Source organism: Trichocoleus sp. FACHB-591 (assembly GCF_014695845.1).
In the GTDB taxonomy this organism is placed as follows: domain Bacteria; phylum Cyanobacteriota; class Cyanobacteriia; order FACHB-46; family FACHB-46; genus Trichocoleus.
Map to the genome: position 1 here is coordinate 246,758 of NZ_JACJPA010000045.1, position 19,017 is coordinate 265,774.

13 protein-coding genes are annotated in these 19,017 nt (G+C 49.0%); 10 read left to right on the forward strand and 3 right to left on the reverse strand.

All coding sequences use genetic code 11. From position 1 onward, the window contains the following. Window positions 1-8: 8 nt before the first annotated feature. From H6F90_RS09310 to H6F90_RS09320, 3 genes are all read left to right on the forward strand, one after another. Complete coding sequence (locus H6F90_RS09310) at window positions 9-1,085, forward strand: PstS family phosphate ABC transporter substrate-binding protein (protein WP_190552192.1); 1,077 nt, start codon at window positions 9-11, stop codon at window positions 1,083-1,085. 6 nt (window positions 1,086-1,091) lie between these two features. Then, on the forward strand, window positions 1,092-2,510 hold the full coding sequence (locus H6F90_RS09315; protein WP_190552195.1) for an ABC transporter substrate-binding protein: 1,419 nt from the start codon (window positions 1,092-1,094) through the stop codon (window positions 2,508-2,510). Between the two features lie 572 nt (window positions 2,511-3,082). Then, complete coding sequence (locus tag H6F90_RS09320; RefSeq protein ID WP_190552197.1) at window positions 3,083-5,773, forward strand: PAS domain S-box protein; 2,691 nt, start codon at window positions 3,083-3,085, stop codon at window positions 5,771-5,773. 120 nt (window positions 5,774-5,893) lie between these two features. On the opposite strand, the gene H6F90_RS09325 is transcribed toward H6F90_RS09320, so the two are convergent. Beyond that, window positions 5,894-6,577 carry a Crp/Fnr family transcriptional regulator gene (locus H6F90_RS09325; protein WP_190439334.1) on the reverse strand — a complete coding sequence of 228 codons (684 nt, stop codon included), beginning with the start codon at window positions 6,575-6,577 and terminating at the stop codon, window positions 5,894-5,896. A gap of 417 nt (window positions 6,578-6,994) precedes the next feature. Between H6F90_RS09325 and H6F90_RS09330 the strand changes: the two genes are divergently transcribed. After that, on the forward strand, window positions 6,995-7,900 hold the full coding sequence (locus H6F90_RS09330) for a DALR anticodon-binding domain-containing protein (protein WP_190552199.1): 906 nt from the start codon (window positions 6,995-6,997) through the stop codon (window positions 7,898-7,900). Between the two features lie 268 nt (window positions 7,901-8,168). On the opposite strand, the gene H6F90_RS09335 is transcribed toward H6F90_RS09330, so the two are convergent. Continuing rightward, the gene (locus tag H6F90_RS09335) at window positions 8,169-9,041 is read right to left on the reverse strand and encodes a Cof-type HAD-IIB family hydrolase (protein WP_190552201.1); all 873 of its coding nucleotides are present in this window, start codon (window positions 9,039-9,041) and stop codon (window positions 8,169-8,171) included. A gap of 188 nt (window positions 9,042-9,229) precedes the next feature. On the opposite strand from H6F90_RS09335, the gene H6F90_RS09340 reads away from it, so the two are divergent. The 6 genes from H6F90_RS09340 to H6F90_RS29990 all read left to right on the forward strand — a co-directional run bounded on the left by H6F90_RS09340 (window position 9,230) and on the right by H6F90_RS29990 (window position 17,767). Further along, a complete protein-coding gene (locus H6F90_RS09340; protein WP_190552203.1) occupies window positions 9,230-10,441 on the forward strand; it encodes a chromate efflux transporter in 1,212 nt (403 codons plus the stop codon). An 88-nt stretch (window positions 10,442-10,529) separates the two neighbouring features. Continuing rightward, window positions 10,530-11,474: a cation diffusion facilitator family transporter gene (locus tag H6F90_RS09345; RefSeq protein WP_190552205.1), complete on the forward strand. Its 945-nt coding sequence runs from the start codon at window positions 10,530-10,532 to the stop codon at window positions 11,472-11,474. Between the two features lie 38 nt (window positions 11,475-11,512). Continuing rightward, entirely contained in the window at window positions 11,513-14,524 is a 3,012-nt protein-coding gene (gene polA / locus H6F90_RS09350) for a DNA polymerase I (RefSeq protein ID WP_190552207.1), read from the forward strand. Window positions 14,525-14,614: 90 nt separating this feature from the next. Further along, window positions 14,615-14,887 carry a hypothetical protein gene (locus H6F90_RS09355; protein ID WP_199295807.1) on the forward strand — a complete coding sequence of 91 codons (273 nt, stop codon included), beginning with the start codon at window positions 14,615-14,617 and terminating at the stop codon, window positions 14,885-14,887. A 112-nt stretch (window positions 14,888-14,999) separates the two neighbouring features. Further along, entirely contained in the window at window positions 15,000-15,839 is an 840-nt protein-coding gene (locus H6F90_RS09360; protein WP_242024396.1) for a transporter substrate-binding domain-containing protein, read from the forward strand. Next, the gene (locus H6F90_RS29990; RefSeq protein WP_370587981.1) at window positions 15,770-17,767 is read left to right on the forward strand and encodes an ATP-binding protein; all 1,998 of its coding nucleotides are present in this window, start codon (window positions 15,770-15,772) and stop codon (window positions 17,765-17,767) included. The genes H6F90_RS09360 and H6F90_RS29990 overlap by 70 nt, the downstream gene beginning before the upstream one ends. Here the strand turns inward: H6F90_RS29990 and cobS are convergent, their stop codons facing one another. Next, window positions 17,768-18,517 carry an adenosylcobinamide-GDP ribazoletransferase gene (gene cobS, locus H6F90_RS09370; protein ID WP_190552212.1) on the reverse strand — a complete coding sequence of 250 codons (750 nt, stop codon included), beginning with the start codon at window positions 18,515-18,517 and terminating at the stop codon, window positions 17,768-17,770. It abuts the gene before it with no gap. Window positions 18,518-19,017: the final 500 nt, after the last annotated feature.

Here is a 19,017-nt window from a genome sequence, read left to right on the forward strand (position 1 = left end):
CAGGATTCATGGCTCAGAAAAATGAAACGGCTACACTCGTCTTGGCGCTTTTAATTACCCTTGGTTTAGTCGGTGGGGGTACTGTGTGGCTCATGAGACGCTCTGGTGCTCCATTAGGTGGGTTGCTACAGCCGACGTCACAAAAGAACTCTGACTCACGTAGTGACTTGCCACCAGCCGTTGCTAGCCAGCCAGGAAGCAAACTTCAAGGCTTTGCAGACGTTCAAAATATACCCTCTGGGTCCTTTAAGTACGGGGGCAGTACTTCTTGGGCTCCTCTGCGTTTAACCGTTGACTCCGCAGTTCAAGCAGCCAGACCTGAATTTCAACTGCGTTACTTGGGACCTGATTCAGGTTCCGCCAGCTCGGGTAGTGGCATTCGCATGTTAATCAACGATCGCTTGGCCTTTGCTCAGTCTTCTCGACCGATTTTGGAGTCAGAGGCAAATAAGGCAGAGCAACAAGGGAAAGAACTCAAGCAGATTCCAGTTGCGATCGATGGGATTGCCGTTGCGGTGAATCCAGGACTCAACTTGCCAGGGCTAACACTGGCGCAACTCAAAGCCATTTACACAGGCCAAACTACCAATTGGAATCAGGTGGGAGGCCCTAACCTTAGTATCACACCATACACCCGCCCCACGAACTCCGGTGGTACAGTTGAACTGTTTGTCGAAGATGTGTTGGGAGGGCAAACGTTCGGCCCTACTGTAGAATTTGTTTCTACGACCACACAAGCGATTCGCAAGTTGGCGGAAGATCCTGGGGGAGTTTACTTTGCTTCCGCTCCCGAAGTAGTGCCCCAATGCACAATTAAGCCTTTACCTTTGTCTCGTCAGGGCAGCAGCTTCATCGCTCCCTATCAAGAGCCACTGGTTACCTCCTCGCAATGCCCCGCCCAGAGAAATCGACTGAACACAGATGGATTTCAACAAGGACAGTATCCTTTGATCCGAAATTTGTACGTGGTGATTCAACAAAATGGTCAAGCTGAAGAAAAAGCAGGCGAGGCTTATACCAATTTTTTATTGACAGAAGAAGGCCAAAATCTAATTGCTAGAGCAGGTTTTGTCAGAATTCGCTAAGCCGCTATGTCACCCAAAAATGAAACTGCCGTTCTTGCTGCCTCATTGTTAATCACGCTAGGTCTTCTAGGGGCTGGTGCTTGGTGGATGACGCATCGGACCCCTGGTTCTGGCATCAGCACGCTGCTCAATCCTAAAGCGGGTGAGTCTCCTGATGCCAAACTGGATTCCCAGCAACCCATCATTAGTTTTGGGGAACAGACGCTGAGCCCAGGAGCACCCAGCCCCCGCAAAGAGAACGGCATGAAAGCCCTTGCTCAGGAAAGCTATGACCAAGCGATTGGTAGTTTTACGGCGGCTTTGAAAGAGCAGCGCAATGACCCCGAAACTTTAATTTTTCTGAATAATGCTCGCATTGGTCAGCGCAAAAGCTATGCGATCGCAGTTGTAGCTCCTGTGAACACTGACCTAAATGGAGCTTTAGAAATTTTTCGCGGGGTGGCTCAAGCGCAAACTGAAATTAATCGGGCTGGAGGCATTAACGGCACGTTGCTCAGGGTCGCGATCGCCAATGACGACAACAATCCAGAGCTTGCCAAACGAGTTGCTGCGGCCTTAGTAGAAAACAATCAAATCTTAGGGGTGGTGGGTCACTTTGCTAGTGACGCTTCCTTGGCAGCAGGCTCAGTTTACGAAGCTGAAGAGCTGGTAGCCATTTCTCCTGTCAGCACTTCTGTAAAACTATCAGGCTTTAGCAATTACGTTTTCCGCACTGTCCCTAGCGACTATGTGGCGGCCAGAGCTTTAGCAGACTACATGCTGAGCAAGTTACAGCAAAAGAATGCCGCTGTTTTCTTCAATTCTCAGAGTAACTACAGCAAATCTCTCAAATCTGAATTTGTCAGCTCGGTTCTGACGCGAGGCGGACAAGTAACCGCAGAATTTGATCTGGCTGAGGCCAACTTTAGTGCGGCCAAAAGTATTGAGCAAGCCGTGAAGCAAAATGCTGAAGTGCTCATGTTAGCCGCTACGACCGATAGCCTAGACAGAGCGCTCCAAGTTGTTCAGCTCAATCGCAAACGCCTTGATGTTTTAGGTGGTGATGATGTTTACACCCCTAAAACTTTAGAAATCGGGGGCGATGCCGCCGCAGAAATGGTCTTGGCTGTGCCGTGGCATATTAATACTGATCCAACTTCTCCCTTTCCCCAGGAATCTCAAAAACTGTGGGGTGGTGATGTCAACTGGCGGACCGCCCTCGCTTATGATGCGACGCAAGCACTCTTTGCAGCCTTAAGGCAAAACCCAACCCGAGCAGGCGTCCAACAAGCGTTATCTAGTGCCGACTTCTCTACCACAGGCGCTTCAGGCACCATCCGATTTCTGCCTTCTGGCGATCGCAATGCTTCGGTCCAACTCGTCAAAATTGCCCCCGGCTTGCGATCGGGAACGGGTTATGATTTTGTCCCTGTGCCATCACAGTAGTTGCCCACTCAGTTCCCGCAGCAATATTCCACCCTACTAATTTTGGCTTCGCCTGCCCAGGAGAACCCTAAGTTTAATTTGGCGAAGTAATATAGCAATCCCAAATGGGTTGTAACTGTTATAGCAAGCAATTAATTTTGATTTCGCTGTCAACTTAGCGAAATCAACTGGATTTACACTGATATTTTCTGGCTTAACTAAAGATATACTGCTGTGGCAATCAGTACGAGATAATACTAAAACTGGACCTTGTCGCCTGCCAATTAACTTAGTAAATAAGTTAACAATATTAATCATTTTATTCTTGTATAGCAGTTTCCAAGAATTTGGGAATAAATAGGATTTGGGACGATATATCCTTTAGGCGCATCCCTCATTCACTACTTTAGGATAGCTATATATTTTTTTATTGAAGAACTAATTAAAGTCCTGATTGAACAAAAAATTATTCCTACACTAGAATGAGTGGACTTCACCACTCTCAATCCATCCTTACTAAATCCACTGCTTTCGCAGGGAATTAAAATAACAAGAGCTTGAAACAATAATTTTACAGGTTAGCTTTGCTGCCGATGGATAGTATAAATCAGCTACTAGAAAATGCGCCAATTGGCATTCTCTATGAAAGTTTAGAGGGTGGTATTTTAAGAGCCAATTCAGCTTTTTGTCGCTTGATTGGTTATAGCGAAGCTGAACTACGACGGCTGGATTATCGCAGCATTACTCATCCAGAAGATTTACCCTTAGAACTTAATTTACTACAACAAATTATTCAAGGCCAGCCAAGTGAAACGACAGTAAAAAAACGCTTTTTCTCTCAGGATGGCTCAATTATTTGGGCAGAAGTGAAACTGGCTTTAGTTGGTGAGCCAGTAGATGAAGACAGTTACCTGATAATTTTTGTCACAGACCTGAGCGATCGCCAGCGTGTAGCGGAAGAAATTCAACAGCGACGAGAACGCGAGGCCTTATTAAGTGACATTTCGGCCCAAATTCGCACTACGTTTGATTTTTCAGCGATCGTCCAGCTTGCCGTAGTCCGACTACAACAGGCCCTAGACACGGATCGCGTCTTAGCATATCAGTTGCTGCCAGATCAAAGTGGCACCTGTATTGCCGAGTCAGTTAACTTGTGCTATCCAGCGATGCTGGGGCAAAGTTTTCCAGCGGAGTGTATCCCTCCGCCTTATATAGAGGCATACCGTCTAGGCAAGCTTTGGTGCGTAGCCAATGTAGAGCAAGAACCCTTGGCAGACTGCCACCGAGCCATGCTCAAACAAGTGCAGACTCGCAGCATGATTGCCGTTTCTATTCAACGCATTCAGGAAACAGTAGATCCCCAAAAGCGAACCTTGTGGGGCTTGCTGGTCGTCCACCACTGTCGAACTCCGCGAAACTGGACGACCGATGAGCAGCAATTAGTTCAAGCGGTCGCCGACCAAGTCACGATCGCGCTAGAGCAAGCTAGCTTACTGCAACAGTTGCAAACCTATGCTCAAGAATTAGAAGATCACGTCAACCAACGCACTCGATCTCTAGAGCGATCGCTGCAATTTGAGCAACTCATCCGCAGCTTAACCGAAACCCTCCGCAAAGACTTATCAGAAGATCAAGTCCTCAAAGCCGCTGTAGAAGGTTTAGTCCAAACTTTAGCAATCGATGGCTGTTATGCCAGCCTGTTTCACCCCCGTCAGCGATCGCTAGAAGTTCGCTATGAACACTCCTTCCCTCCCTCAGATCAATCCTTAGTCGGGCAACGCTTTGCAATCCAAAGTTGGCTAGAACCATGCCGTCAAAAGCTCTTAGCGGGCGAAGCCTGTATTCATGAACTCCCCTGGGCATCCCTTCGAGAGTTACCTTTACCCATATTGGTTCGCAGCGATCGCGCTAGCTCAGAGCCATTAAACTCTGACTCCACAGTGATTACCCAACTGATTAGCCCCATCCTAGATAATCAAGGTTTGATTGGAGCCTTATGTGTCTACCACACTCAACCCCGCCACTTTGAGCCAGCCGAAATCAAGCTGATAGAGCAGGTAGCTAACCAATGCGCGATCGCCTTACGCCAAGCCTATTTGTATCGCCAAGAACATGAGCAACGCGCTAGCGCTGAGCATTTCCGTTTATTTCTAGAAAAATCGATTGATATCTTTGTCGAATACGACCAAGAGCAGCGGTATATAGCCATCAATTCCGCTGGCCTCGCCTTGTTGGGATACCCGCTACCCGAAGTTTTGGGTAAAACCAACCGAGAGCTGCTAGGTTCCTCCGGGCAGGAGCTTGATCAACTCATTGCCCAAGCCTTCAAAACTGGAGAACCCGTTTTCGTCGATCATGAGCTCTCTCTACCATCAGGCACCAGACTCTTTGAAACCATCTATACACCCATCGCTGATCCAGCCGGAGTTGTGCAGCGAGTCGTGGGAGTCTGTCGAGACATCAGCGATTTTAGAAGACAGTGGCAACTCTTAGAAACTCAAAATCATCAACTCACTGAAACAACTCGGCTAAAAGAAGAATTCATTGCGACTACTAGCCATGAATTGCGGACCCCTCTGACCGCGATTTTGGGGTTCTCCAACGTTCTATTGCAAGAATTTTTTGGCCAGCTCAATCCCAAACAAAAAGACTATATCGAGCGCATTCATCTGAGCGGACAGCACCTGCTCGACTTAATTAATGACATTTTGGATTTGTCACGCTTAGAGGCCGATCGCCTAGAACTCGAACCTCAGCAGATTTTTATCAATGATATTTGTGAAAGCGTCATTAGTTTGATTCAAGAGCATGTCGAGAATCAAAATCTGAGCTTAGAAATGGAAGTTGAGCCAGAACTAGAATATATCGTGGCTGATCCTAGACGCCTCAAACAGATGTTGCTTAACCTACTGACCAATGCCGTGAAGTTCACTCCAGCGGGGGCAGTGGGAATGAAAGTCTACCGATCTCACCAGCAACAATCCGATAGTATCCCAGATACCGTTAATTTTCTGGTGTGGGACACAGGAATTGGCATCGCCAAAGCCGAGCAAGATCTACTATTTACGCCATTCTCACAAATTGACAACTCTCTGTCTCGGCAACACCAAGGTAGCGGACTAGGGCTGGTAATTACCCGCAAGTTAGCAGAACTTCATGGCGGCTCCATTACACTGGAGTCTGAGAGCGGAAACGGGTCACGCTTTATCCTGTCCTTGCCACTACAAGAGTCTGCGCAGCCCTTGCTAGGCTTGAATTACATAGCCATAAAGCCCATGACCTAGCGTGACCGCATTGGGCTCAAACCACAACTGGCATGAGCGACTAGCTAGCACCAACTGGGCTAGTTAGCCCTCATACTCAGCACTCTAAGAATAGATTGTCAACAGAAATAATAAATAGTTTTAGCGATGCGCGATCGACTCGGCAGGCAAGCACAGCAGATTATCGCCTTGGGTGTAGATCAAGCCCTTCTGTCGCAGCTTACCCATCAAGCGGGTTACCGTGACGCGAGTAGATCCGATCGCACTCCCAATTTGAGCATGCGTAAGAGACCAAGGAAGGAAATAACCATTCTCGCAGGGTTCACCAAACTCTTCAATTAGCAAAGTCAGAAACCCTAACAAACGGTCAATGGTCCGACGCTGGCCCAAAGTACTCAACCACAGCAATTTGCGTTGGTGTTGGTAGCGGAAGGCGTCTAGCACTTCTCGGCGAAAATGTGGCCAATTATCTAGATCGTGCCAATACATCCAAACCACCGAGGTTTGGTCTACGTGAGCATAGCTTTGCAGTGTGAATGGAGACTGAGCTACAATCTCAAATGGTTGTCCTGCACCCACAAAACCTAGAAAAGCTTCTTCTGGACTAATGCGGGGAAGGCGCGAGTTGCCTGTAGCGCTGACTTGGGCGCTTCCCACTAGGCGAACAGAGCCCTTTTGTACTAGATACAGTAAACCAGGACGAGCAGGGATTTTCTCGTCTTTGCTGAAGACACGACAGCGGTAGTGCTCCTGAGACCAATCTAAGATACGCTGCCAGGTTAGGAAAGGTCGAGATGCTTCTGAAGGTGAGGATACTGAGTACATAAGACCAGGCTTTTAGAAACTAAACAGATAAGGACCTAAGACAGCAAACTTGTTAAGGGGGCACGGATGATTAAGCTCAAATCAACTCCTCAGGCTAGGTCAATTTTATACAGCTAGCTTGGCTTGACTCTGTTCAGTGTTTCCATCTCTGTACTAGCAATCGCACATGAAGAAATGTATAAACACGGAGAAGGTCGAATGCCATGGACTCTCATTTTTTAAGAAAGTTCCGACGCTCTGCTGACCTATTAGCCTAAAGTGAGCAGGTTAAACCTGGTTATCCTCGTACCATACGTGAGTAAGAGTTTACCGATCGTTACCTACCCTGCGCTGCAATTATTGTTACTGAGGCAGTTACAAGAGGTAATCTGCCTACGGAGTGATGTTTTCCCAAAAGTTTGCTCTTCAACAACACCAATGATAGAACCCAGCCTGCTACCAAATGGAGAGCCGAAACTGGTGATTTCTGTACAAAGGGTCAAGGGAAAAATGCCGATTTTGTACAGTTCGGCGATCGCTTTACAACTCGCCAAGCATTGCCAGCAGCCAGCTATAGAGCTTGCGAGGCTAATCACTGAGCACTTTTCCCAAGCAGCGATCGCTCAAAATTTACCTGGTAACCCTCCCTTAGCAGGCGTGAGTTTTGGCTTAAGGAATTTTACGGTGAAGCTTGAACCGTCTGGTTGGCTTTATTTTGAACTGATACCTCAAGGCTTGGCTGATTGGCTACAGTGCATGACGTATCATTCGACCCCGCAATTGCAACAGTCAGTTGAGGGGGTTGGTCAAAAATTGAGCCCAGTAGTAGCTCCACAAAAGTCATCAAAGGTTAATCAAGGTCATATTTTTGACCCGCTTACAGTTCAGTATGCTCACGCTCGCTGTTGCGCTTTGCTACGTTTAGCCCGGGAGCAGGGATTACTAGCTGAGGAGCCTGTCCATATAAATAGCTTGACTCCAAGTGCGATCGCATCCCCAGCGATTCCTTGGTCAAACCCACAGAGCGAACTGCGTTTAGTGCACCCTGCTGAACAAAGTTTGATTTTTGCCCTCATTGACACAGTCGATGAGTTACAGAGCCTGTTAGCCGCAGCGATCGCATTGCCTTTAGACCCTAGAGGGCACTGCATGGTTGAGAGGTTAGTCGCAGTCCTGGCTAAAGCGTTTTTAAGTTTCTACGATGCTTGCCGCTTTTGGGGGGATGTTCAGCAGAGCGATCAAGCTTTGGTGCAAGCGCGGCTAGGTTTAGTCTTGGCGACTCAGCCTCTCTTGCAAGTACTAATACAAGAGGTATTGGGCTTAGTAGCCCCTACCGAACTATAGAAGTAGGATCAGCACTTAAGACAGAATTTTGGCTCAAAAGCGGTTGGATGAAGCACCCAAGCCCTAGATTTACTACCATAAAACTCTCATATTGTGGATATCAAATGTAGTATCTTATGAAATTTGTTTGAAGAGGGGGTGACAAAGTTGTGTCAGTCAGTTATATTAAATCTTGTGTGAGGAGCGAACCAGTCAGGGCACCGAGACGAAACACGGCCAGTCGTCGGTGCCCTTTCTGACTTTTAAACCAGTATTTCCCTCACCCGAATTACAGAACAAACTCTTCGATCGCGGCGGCGGCTCCATCCAACTCTACGCTGGGAGCAACCCAACTCGCGATCACTTTTACGTCATCCGGTGCATCTCCCATCGCCACACCAATTCCGGCGTATTCCAGCATTTCTACATCATTAAAGTTGTCACCTACGGTCATCACATTTTCGGCTTTAAGACCCAGCATCTCTTCGGCTAGGTATTTCACAGCGACTCCTTTATTCACTAAAGGATTAGTCGCTTCAAAGAAAGTCGCCACTGATTTGGTCAGGTAAAGTTCTGCGGGGGTGTAACGTTGGCGCAGCCCACCAAACAATCGCTCAATTACGTCTGTGTCATCGCTCAAGGCCAATACCTTTGTGGGTTCATCGGTCAGCGCTCGACGCAAATCTCCCACCACAATCGGCTCTACTTCGGAGCGCTCAGCATAAATCTTGGTTTCTGGCGTTAGTTCCCGAACATAGAGCTGATCATTGATATAGAAATGCACCGATAGCAGAGATCGCAACTCTGGCTGCTCGAAATAATCTAATAAATGGTGGGCTGTTTCCTTAGAGACAGGCCAATGGCGATGTGTTTGTTGAGTCGATACATCTTTAATCAAGGCTCCTTGATAAGCTAGGAGCGGCAAGTCAGAGCCAACAGCTTGGTGGAAGCGCACCGCTGAACAAAACATCCGCCCTGTGGCAATGGCCACCTTCACACCTTTGGCTTGAGCGGCCCGAATCGCTTGCTTGACAGGCTCACGAACTTGGTTGGAAGTTCCAGCGATCGTTCCATCAATATCCAAAACCAATAACTGAATGTCTTTGGGCGTTACCTCGGTAGACTTTGCTGAAGCGGGTGGAGTGGCTGTAGATTCCTGCATCGTGACTTCCTCAGGTGCTAGCTGGTAAAGGCTGAACTGTTGTGTTGGTATTCAATCCTCAGGGTATCAGGCTCAGCCAACCTGCCTTCAGGTAACAGCGAAAGTGCGATCGCCCGCCTTAGATTGACACAAATGCAGCGCTTAATCTGGCACGATCCTGATCTAACCATCAACACAGGAGAGTTGCGGTGACGCAGGAACCTGAGGAGTTTCAGGGACAGGCAGCAGAGAGCGATCGCGCTCTAACTCCGAAACAACAGCGATTAACAGAACTTGCAATCGTGTTTTTGCGGCTGGGGACGATCGCTTTTGGTGGGCCTGCTGCCCACATCGCCATGATGGACCATGAGGTGGTCAGTCGCCGTCAATGGATGAGCCGGGAGAAACTGCTCGATTTACTCGGGGTCACGAATTTGATTCCTGGTCCCAATTCGACAGAGTTAGCCATTCATATCGGTTACGAACGAGCCGGATGGCGGGGCTTATTGGTGGCAGGAACTTGCTTTATTCTGCCTGCCATGCTGATTGTTTGGGCATTGGCTGCTATTTATACTCGCTATCAAACTGTGGCCCAGGTGTCATGGCTACTCTATGGCATCAAACCTGTCATTATTGCCATCGTGGTTCAGGCGGTGTGGAATCTGGGTAAAAAGGCAGCCAAGGACAGGGCCACGATTGTTGCAGGGGTAAGCGCGATCGCTGCCTACTTAGCGGGCTGGAACGAGATTTTGGTGCTCGTTTCGCTAGGTATTGCGGTCATGCTCGTGAAAAACGGGCTAAGTAAAGGCAAGCCTTGGGGAGCATTTTTCTTGCCGTTGTCGGGAGCCATGTCCCAAATCAGTACTCCTACAACGACCGTCACCTCAGTAGGTTGGGTTAGTGTCTTTCTATTCTTTCTCAAGCTTGGCTGTGTGCTCTATGGCAGTGGTTACGTCTTACTGGCATTTTTACAACGGGATTTAGTTGAGCGTAACCATTGGCTAACCTCCCAGCAGCTTTTAGATGCCGTTGCCATTGGCCAAATTACACCAGGTCCAGTCTTCACCACAGCGACGTTCATTGGCTATCTGCTGGCAGGAAATGCAGGAGCGATCGCTGCGACTCTCGGCATTTTTTTACCTGCTTTTTTGTTGGTGTGGGTGGTTAACCCTTGGGTGCCTAAGTTGCGTCAATCTCCCTACGCTAGCGGATTCCTCGATGGGGTAAATGTGGCTTCTTTGGGACTCATGGCAGGAGTGACCTATACCTTGGCGCAAGCGGCATTGATGGATTGGCTCACAGTGAGCGTGGCAATTTTGAGTGCGATCGCGGTATTTTGCTTCAAAATCAACTCTATGTGGTTAGTGCTAGCAGGAGGAGCGATCGGATTTGCCTCGCATCAACTAGGATTTATCGGCTGAGGATGCTCAAACCCCTAGAGACAGAATTTCCCTAAGTCCTTAGAATCATTCACTGAGGCGGGAATAAATTGTGATAGCCTTTGGGTCTATGGCAGAGGCATACAGTCGCCGTCGAGCGATTCATCAAGTTTTATTGGCTACTCTTTGGTTGACACTGCTAATTTTTGCAGTGAAGGTTTGGGCTGGCTGGGCAGCTAAATCTCTTAGTCTTTTAGCGGAATCGGTACACACCTTAATTAATGGTTTTAGTACGCTTCTCAGCCTCTTAGCAGTCACTTCTCCCCATCGCACTTCCGGGCGAGAAGTCTGGGGGCATGGGCGCTTAGAATCAATCGGAGCTCTCCTCCTCGTAGCCCTACTAGGATTTTCTAGCCTCAACTTGCTGGGTGGGGCGTTGAAACAGTTAGAAACGTCGACGCGCAACGCCGTTGTTCCCTTTGAAGCCAGTATTAATTTACCCCTGATTCAACTTTTGGGTGTGGCGATCGCCATTGGCATTTGTCTGGCGTTTTTCGAGCGCTACGAAGCCAGGGTGCTAGAGAGTGCGGCTCTCCGGCTGAATGCCAACCATATTTTGCAAGATGCTTGGCTGAGTGTGGTTGTGTTGATCGGCTTAGTAGGAGTCTGGCGTGGTTATGTGTGGCTCGATCCCCTGCTGGCGGTCATAGTGATCTTCGTCGCGATCCGCAGTTGCTGGCGTGTGCTGAACTGGCAGTTACCTTTACTCGTGCGGCAAGTGGCAATCGCCCCGGAGATTTTGGCACAACTGGCACGGCAAGTTGAAGGCGTTACTCATTGCTACCGCATTCAGTCGCGTGGAATTGTGGGTCGGCAAGTGTTTGTTGAAATGTATTTGGTCTTGCACCCAGAATTTCTCGGAGCCGCCCGTGTGATTGCAGAACGAGTGGAGGGCACAATTCGGGAACGCTACGGCCCGGTGCAAACCATTATTCATATAGATACTGATCAATCATCGGCAGAAAATTCCTACGACTCTTTAGGAGCCAACAACACCAACGACAAACCCAGGTGAGAGCCAGGTAAGGAGCGGAACTCGCTAGAATGGGATCTATGGCTCAATCTACTTCTGCTCCTGATTTGTCTACTCACAATTCCCTCCCAGAAAAGCACCCCAAGGTGATTCTGATTGATGGTCACTCTTTAGCTTTTCGCTCGTATTTTGCTTTCGCCAAAGGGCGAGATGGCGGGTTACGCACGTCCACTGGCATTCCCACGAGCGTGAGTTATGGCTTTCTCAAAGCGTTGCTAGAAGTGATGGAATCTGAGCAGCCAGATTATGTGGCGATCGCCTTTGACCTGAGTGCGCCCACGTTTCGCCACGATGCCGACGAAACCTACAAGGCAGGTCGTCCAGAAACGCCAGAAGATTTTAAGCCCGATTTGCAAAACCTGAAGGAATTGCTCCAAGCCCTCAACTTGCCCGTGGTCACTGCTCCCGGTTATGAAGCCGACGATGTGATTGGCACATTAGCGCGGCGAGCTAGTGCGGCGGGGTACCCCGTCAAAATTTTGAGTGGCGACCAAGACTTATTCCAACTGATTGATCCCGATCAAAAAATCAAGGTGTTGCATCTGGGCAATCCTTTCGCCCGCGGCACCACTGGCCACCCCAACGAATTTGGCGCTGAGCAAGTGCAAGCCAAATTGGGCGTCTTACCTAGCCAAGTTGTCGATTACAAAGCCCTCTGTGGAGACTCTTCCGACAACATCCCAGGGGTAAAGGGCATTGGCGCGAAAACTGCGGTGCAGTTGCTGAGTACCTATGGCTCTTTAGAACAGATCTATGCCTCCTTAGACGAAATCAAGGGAGCCGTAAAGCAAAAGCTGGAAGCAGGACGGGAAGAGGCGCGGCACTCGCAATGGATGGCCCAAATCCATCTGGATGTGCCTTTGGAAATTAGCTTAGAAGACTGCCAACTCAAGGGGTTCGATCGCGAAGCAGTAGTGCCATTGCTCGAAAAACTAGAATTTCAGTCTCTGATGAAGAAGACGCTACAACTGCAAAAACTCTTTGGCGGCGCAGGATCAGATGCAGAGGCTGACAATGATGCCACCCCCGACTTCTCAGAAACCGACGGAGCCAAAGCTGCATCAGCGATCGCCACAGGAACTCCTAATAACCCGTTTCTCGCCGACTTTGAAAGCGAGGATCTGGCTTTCTTCAGTGCTGAGGAAACCGATGCAGCTCAGCAGCAGAAGCAAGGCCCTGCCCTAATCTACCCCCAAATTATTCAATCGTCAGAGCAGTTAGCCGAACTGGTACAGCGGTTACAAGCCTTGACCGATCCAGCGACTCCTGTGGCATGGGATACCGAAACCAGTGACTTAGAACCACGCGACGCCGAACTAGTTGGCATCGGTTGCTGTTGGGGAGCAGGCGAAAGTGACATGGCTTATCTGCCCGTAGGACATAAAACCGGTGCCAACCTGGATAAAGCCACCGTTTTAGAAGCATTACGACCCTTCCTAGAAAGCACCAAATACCCAAAAGCCCTACAAAACGCCAAATTCGATCGCCTGGTGTTCCGGTGTCAAGGCATTGAACTAGCGGGTGTAGTGTTTGACTCTATGCTGGCGAGCTACGTGCTTGACCCAGACAACAGCCATAATTTGACCGATTTAAGCCGCCGTTACCTGGGCATCACACCGCAAAGCTATACCGAGCTGGTTCCCAAAGGCCAAACGATCGCAGATATTGATATTGCGAGCGTCGCCAACTACTGCGGCATGGATGTCTATACTACGTTCCATCTGGTTGCCAAGCTGCGAGACGAGTTAGCACCCGTTCCAGAAATACACCGCTTGCTGCTAGAGATCGAACAACCCCTGGAACCCGTGTTAGCCGAGATGGAATATTGTGGGGTTCGCATCGACCAGGAATATTTGCGGGAGTTTTCGCGATCGCTGGAAAAAGAGCTAGCTTTGATCGAGGCCCGAGCCTACGAAGCTGCGGGTGAGAAATTCAACCTTGGATCACCGAAGCAACTGAGTGAGCTGCTATTCGAAAAACTCGGTCTCGATCGCAAAAAATCCCGCAAAACTAAAACAGGCTACTCCACGGATGCCGCCACATTAGAAAAGCTGCAAGGTGATCACCCTGTCGTCGATGCCATGTTGGAGTCTCGGACTCTGTCCAAGCTCAAGTCTACCTATGTCGATGCGCTGCCTAATCTAGTGCGGCCCGACACGCATCGAGTCCATACCAACTTCAACCAAACAGGCACCACCACAGGCAGACTTTCTTCCTCCAACCCCAACCTGCAAAACATTCCAATTCGGACTGCCTTTAGTCGGCAAATTCGCAAAGCCTTTATTCCAGAGGAAGGCTGGCTCCTCGCGGCGGCTGATTACTCCCAAATTGAGTTGCGGATTCTGGCCCATCTCAGCCAAGAACCTGTTTTGGTGGAAACCTACCGCAACAATGAGGATGTCCATACCCTCACTGCCCGGTTGTTGCTGGAAAAAGATACCATCACCTCCGAAGAACGCCGCTTGGGTAAGATCATCAACTTCGGCGTCATCTACGGCATGGGAGCGCAACGGTTTGCCCGTGAGTCCGGCGTGAAAGCCTCAGAAGCCAAGCTCTTTATCGATCGCTTTAACCAACGCTACCCGAAAGTTTTTGCCTATTTGCAAACTATGCAACAACAGGCGATCGCGCGAGGCTATGTTGAAACTATTTTTGGTCGTCGGCGCTATTTCAACTTTACGAACGACAATTTATTGAAGTTGCGCGGTCGGAAACCAGAAGAGATTGATCTTGATAGCTTGCGGCCTGGTCAGTACGATGCAGGTTTGCTGCGAGCTGCCGCCAATGCCCCAATCCAAGGCTCCAGCGCCGACATCATCAAAATCGCGATGGCAAAACTGCACGAGATTCTCCGCTCTCATCAAGCCAATCTGTTACTACAAGTCCACGACGAATTGATCTTTGAACTACCTCCAGAAGAATGGAAGTCACTAAAACCTCAAATTAAATCCACTATGGAAACTGCTGTTCAACTCAGCGTGCCGCTTCTAGTGGAAATTAATGCAGGTAAGAACTGGATGGAAACCAAATAGCAAGTTAGTTTGAATTGGCAATTTCTCATTTCCCACTCAAGGAGCGTTAGCGTGGCCTTCTGAAAACCAATTACTACTTTGGGTGGCCTCATGTGGTGGCAAAACATCAAGCAGGACATGTATTTCTTGATGCAAGAGCACAAAGTTGGTTTACCAATGTGGCCTTACAAATATCGCATCCTGCTGCGGGAGAACAGAATGGAGATTGCTAACTCTAACGATCTTCAAGACATTGAGTTGGATTGGGAATATTTACAGGTTCATGCAGTACCTCAACTGAATCAAAAGATTGACTTAGGAGCGATAAATCCTGTTGATACGATGACAGTTTTGGCAGGAGTGCTCAAAATCCTGGTTCTATAAAATAAAGTGATGAGCGTCACAAACAGCCCTAGGGAACCTTGATAAAGGATGTTGCTGTGGCTTTGAAGGTATGACCATTCGGAGACGATTTTTCCTTCAAGCTGGCGCAGGAATGCTACTGACATCAGCGGCTCATGGTTGTATTCAATCGCCACAAAGCGGCTCAACCCTCAAAGCCAGCAATGCTTTGCTGACCCAAATCAAGCAACGAGGACATTTACTAGTTGCCACCGAGGATGACTATCCTCCTTTCGAGTTTTTGGTCAACGAAAAGCCGATTGGTTTCGATCACGAGTTATTAGCACAGCTTAGAAAGACCATTGCATTTGAGATTCGCCAAGAAATTCTGCCTTGGCAGGGCATTCTTCCGGGAGTAGCGGACGGTAAGTATGACTTAGCCCTAACCGCAGTGGGTATCACCGACGAGCGCGCCAAAACTTTAGACTTCACCATGCCGATCGCCGAATCCACCATTGCTTACATCAAACGCAAAGATGATCTCACCATCAAAACCCTTGCAGACCTCTCAGGCAAAGTTTTGGGAGTCCAGCAAGGGGGAGTTTCTCTAGCAGCCATCCCTGACCTTGCCGCTCAACTGAAGCAGCAGGGCGGCACTCTGGGCCAAATTAAGCAGTATCGCGGCTTCGCACAGGCTTATCAAGATTTGCTGAACCAGCAACTGGATGCAGTCCTCCACAACATTGTCTCCCTGTCGGTATTGGTCAGCGAAAAACCCGCCATTTTTGAGTTGGGTGAGCGAGTCAGCCGTAAATCTTATGCAGCCTGGGCTGTGAAAAAAGGCAATCAAGCTCTACTCGACCTCCTCAACCGTTTCTTGGATGATTTGCGTACCCAAGGAGAGCTTAAACGCCTCCAGGAAAAGTGGTTCAAGATTACCTTTGCCAATTTACCGACTCAACCGCTTCTCCCCGGCGATCGCCCTCTGTCATAAGCAATTCTCTGCTGCCGCGCACTATGAAAATTTTTAGAAAATACTTTAAGCCCCAACGTTATTTAATGAATCTGGTGATTGGCGGCACAACCCTGATTGTGAGTTTAGGAGCCTATTACAGCTACCAACTGGTCCGCCATGTGATGTTGGAGAGTTTGCAGCAAAACGCTTTTTTGGAAGTAGAGCAGGGTGTAGACGAGATCGATCGCTGGCTGGCAACTTTAAAAGTTCAGATAGAGACGCTGGCCAATACCACAGTCGTCAAATCAATGGATTGGTCGAGCGCTGAACCGTACTTGAAAACTGAAGTTTTGCGCTTTAACGATGTCTATGCCATTGCGATCGCCCAGGCTGACGGTCAGCGCCAAGTGATCGGCGGGAAACCTGCAAATGTAAAAGATCGCGAGTACTTCCAAAAGGCAATGGCAGGACAGACCAATGTCAGTGATCCCCTCATCAGCCGAGCCGCCAAAATTCCCACCATCTCAGTGGCGACTCCGATCCGACGAGGTTTGGATACGACCAGTCCTCCCATCGGAGAAATTCATAATTTAGTACGGCTCGACCGTATTGCTTATGTGGTTGACAGCCTTAACTATGGCGACAATAGCTATGCCTTTGCGCTTGACTCAAAAGGACAAGTCATCGCACATCCCAACTCAGAGCTGATGTTTACATCGGAGCAGCCCTCTGCCAACCTGCTAAAGTCAGCGGACAAAAGCTTAGCCGCGATCGCCCAACAAATGGTGAGCCAACAAGAGGGAATCAAGCTATTTCCCATTGATGGCACCTGGAAATATGTCGCTTACCTCCCCCTCAAAGAAGCCAATTGGTCAGTGGCACTGGTGATTCCACGCGAAAATATTGAGTCACAACTGCGATCGCTAAATGTAATTGCCCTAGTGATTGTGGGGTTGACCGGAGCCATGATTGTCGTGCTCTGGCAGGTACAGGCTCGCGAACAAGGCCAACTAAAAAAATCCAACGAACTTCTAGAGCAACGGGTCGCCGAACGCACCGCCAAGCTCTCCACCACCTTAGACCAACTCCAACAATCGCAACTCCGACTCGTGCAAAACGAGAAAATGTCGGCTCTAGGCAGTTTGGTTGCTGGAGTGGCTCATGAGATCAATAACCCTGTCAACTTCATCTCTGGCAATATTAGCCATGCCAACGAGTATGCGCGAGACTTGCTCCAACTGCTTCAGCTTTATCAAAAACACTACCCTCATCCGCACCCAGAGGTGAGCGACTGTGCAGACACAATTGATATCGATTTTTTGGCTGAAGACCTGCTAAAAATTCTTACCTCGATGCGTATGGGGGCTAACCGGATTCAGCAGATTGTCCTCTCCCTCAGAAATTTTTCTCGCCTCGATCACGCAGAAGTCAAGCCTGTAGATATTCATGAAGGCATTGACAGCACGCTATTGATTTTGCAACACCGCTGCAAGGCAAATTCTCAGCGTCCTGCGATAGAAATCATTAAGGAATACAGCCCGTTGCCCCTCGTAGAATGCTATGCGGGCCAGCTCAATCAGGTATTTATGAACATTCTTAGCAATGCTTTGGATTCTCTAGAAGAGCGGGAGAACCAAAGCCACACAGCGACCTTACAGCAATCCCCCAGCACGATTCGGATTACTACTCACCAACAGAGCAGAGATCGGATTGCCGTTTGTATTGCTGATAATGGTTTAGGAATGACTCCAGAGGTGCAGCAGCGAATTTTTGATCCCTTCTTTACGACCAAATCTGTTGGCAAGGGCACAGGCATGGGCATGTCGATCAGCTATCAAATTGTCACAGCGAAGCATCAAGGGCAAATTTGGTGTGAATCGTTCTTAGGAGAAGGCACTAAATTTTGGGTTGAGATTCCGATCAAACAAGCTGCTAGCTTAGTCACTCAAGGCGTTGCTCAAAATTAGTTAGAGTCCAGCAAGTAAGCATAGTAAACCAGCTTCGGTCCACTCCACGGTGGCTCCGTACGTATCACCCGTATGACCGCCGAGCTTGTGGTTGAACCATGTGCCAGTTAGCCAAGCGATCGCAATGCCTCCCGTAGCCATCCCCAAAGCAACAGGCCAGTGAGCTGGATTGAGCAAGACTTGTAGCCCACTCAGGCTGAACAACAAAAATAAGCTAGGCACTGCCTCCCAGAGCGAACGAATGGCTTGCTTGTGAAAGGCTCCTTTCCCCGTGGGTTTGAGGTAAGGGTAACGGGCGATCGCCACGAGTTGTCCCCAACGGCCCCAACCTGCCGCCGCCATTAAAGCCAGCCATCGATCCCCTTCTAAGTCATTCAAAGCTGCGGTTTTGAGCAAGACGAGCGCGATCGCCGCCATTACCCCAAAAGCTCCAGAGCGACTATCCGCCATTACCTCCAGCCGACGTTCTGGGTCTAAAACTGCCAAGCCGTCGGCGGTGTCCATTGCTCCATCTAAATGCAAGCCCCCTGTCACAGCCATCCAAGTCACTACAATCAAGGCACTGCGAGTCAAAACGGGCATCGCGATCGCCTGTAGCCCCAGATTCAACGCGCCCAACAGCCCTCCGATTAGCAACCCTATGTAAGGCGCGAGACGAGCTACACCCTGAAACTCCAACGCCCAAGTCGGAGGAACAGGTAAACAGGTATAGAAGGCGATCGCCGCTGCGACTCTAGAACCAATTCTCATAGCTTTCTCACTCTGCTTTACTTGTGCCACAGCCCTTGCTCTCCAATGCTCCCAATCAGATAGCTGATGCTTGAGAGCAGATTTTCAGCCTTTTGACCGAACTCATACCTTACTAGACCAAGCACAATTAAAGAACAGCCTAAATCTTGCCTCTGTGCCCAATTCCTTAACACCATCTACCCGGTGCAGCTAGGTCAGCGACCGAATCTATAACTGGTCCAGTCTCAGCCTTAAAACAGGCATAGATTTATTAAAGTGAAATATATTAATCAATCACTCAAGAGGGTGTTGCTAAACTAGGTCAGACCAGTCCATCCCCTGAAATTTTGTTAGTAGCGAACCGAAAATCTTGAGCTAAGATTGTTTCGTACACAACCATTTTCTACATCCAGCGATTACCCTCTCAGGGGTTAGCTGTCCTGAAGTCGTCCCATTAGCGCCTCTTGAGAACTTCTCTGACTTTGGTTAACCAGCCTTGGTTGCCCAATCCTTGCCAAGTT

Excerpts from the sequence above, each read along its gene's own strand:
- H6F90_RS09310 (WP_190552192.1), top strand. The coding sequence starts at position 9 with ATGGCTCAGAAAAATGAAACGGCTACACTCGTCTTGGCGCTTTTAATT.
- H6F90_RS09315 (WP_190552195.1), top strand. The coding sequence starts at position 1,092 with ATGTCACCCAAAAATGAAACTGCCGTTCTTGCTGCCTCATTGTTAATC.
- H6F90_RS09320 (WP_190552197.1), top strand. The coding sequence starts at position 3,083 with ATGGATAGTATAAATCAGCTACTAGAAAATGCGCCAATTGGCATTCTC.
- H6F90_RS09325 (WP_190439334.1), bottom strand. The coding sequence starts at position 6,577 with ATGTACTCAGTATCCTCACCTTCAGAAGCATCTCGACCTTTCCTAACC.
- H6F90_RS09330 (WP_190552199.1), top strand. The coding sequence starts at position 6,995 with ATGATAGAACCCAGCCTGCTACCAAATGGAGAGCCGAAACTGGTGATT.
- H6F90_RS09335 (WP_190552201.1), bottom strand. The coding sequence starts at position 9,041 with ATGCAGGAATCTACAGCCACTCCACCCGCTTCAGCAAAGTCTACCGAG.
- H6F90_RS09345 (WP_190552205.1), top strand. The coding sequence starts at position 10,530 with ATGGCAGAGGCATACAGTCGCCGTCGAGCGATTCATCAAGTTTTATTG.
- polA (WP_190552207.1), top strand. The coding sequence starts at position 11,513 with ATGGCTCAATCTACTTCTGCTCCTGATTTGTCTACTCACAATTCCCTC.
- H6F90_RS09355 (WP_199295807.1), top strand. The coding sequence starts at position 14,615 with ATGTGGTGGCAAAACATCAAGCAGGACATGTATTTCTTGATGCAAGAG.
- H6F90_RS09360 (WP_242024396.1), top strand. The coding sequence starts at position 15,000 with ATGCTACTGACATCAGCGGCTCATGGTTGTATTCAATCGCCACAAAGC.
- cobS (WP_190552212.1), bottom strand. The coding sequence starts at position 18,517 with ATGAGAATTGGTTCTAGAGTCGCAGCGGCGATCGCCTTCTATACCTGT.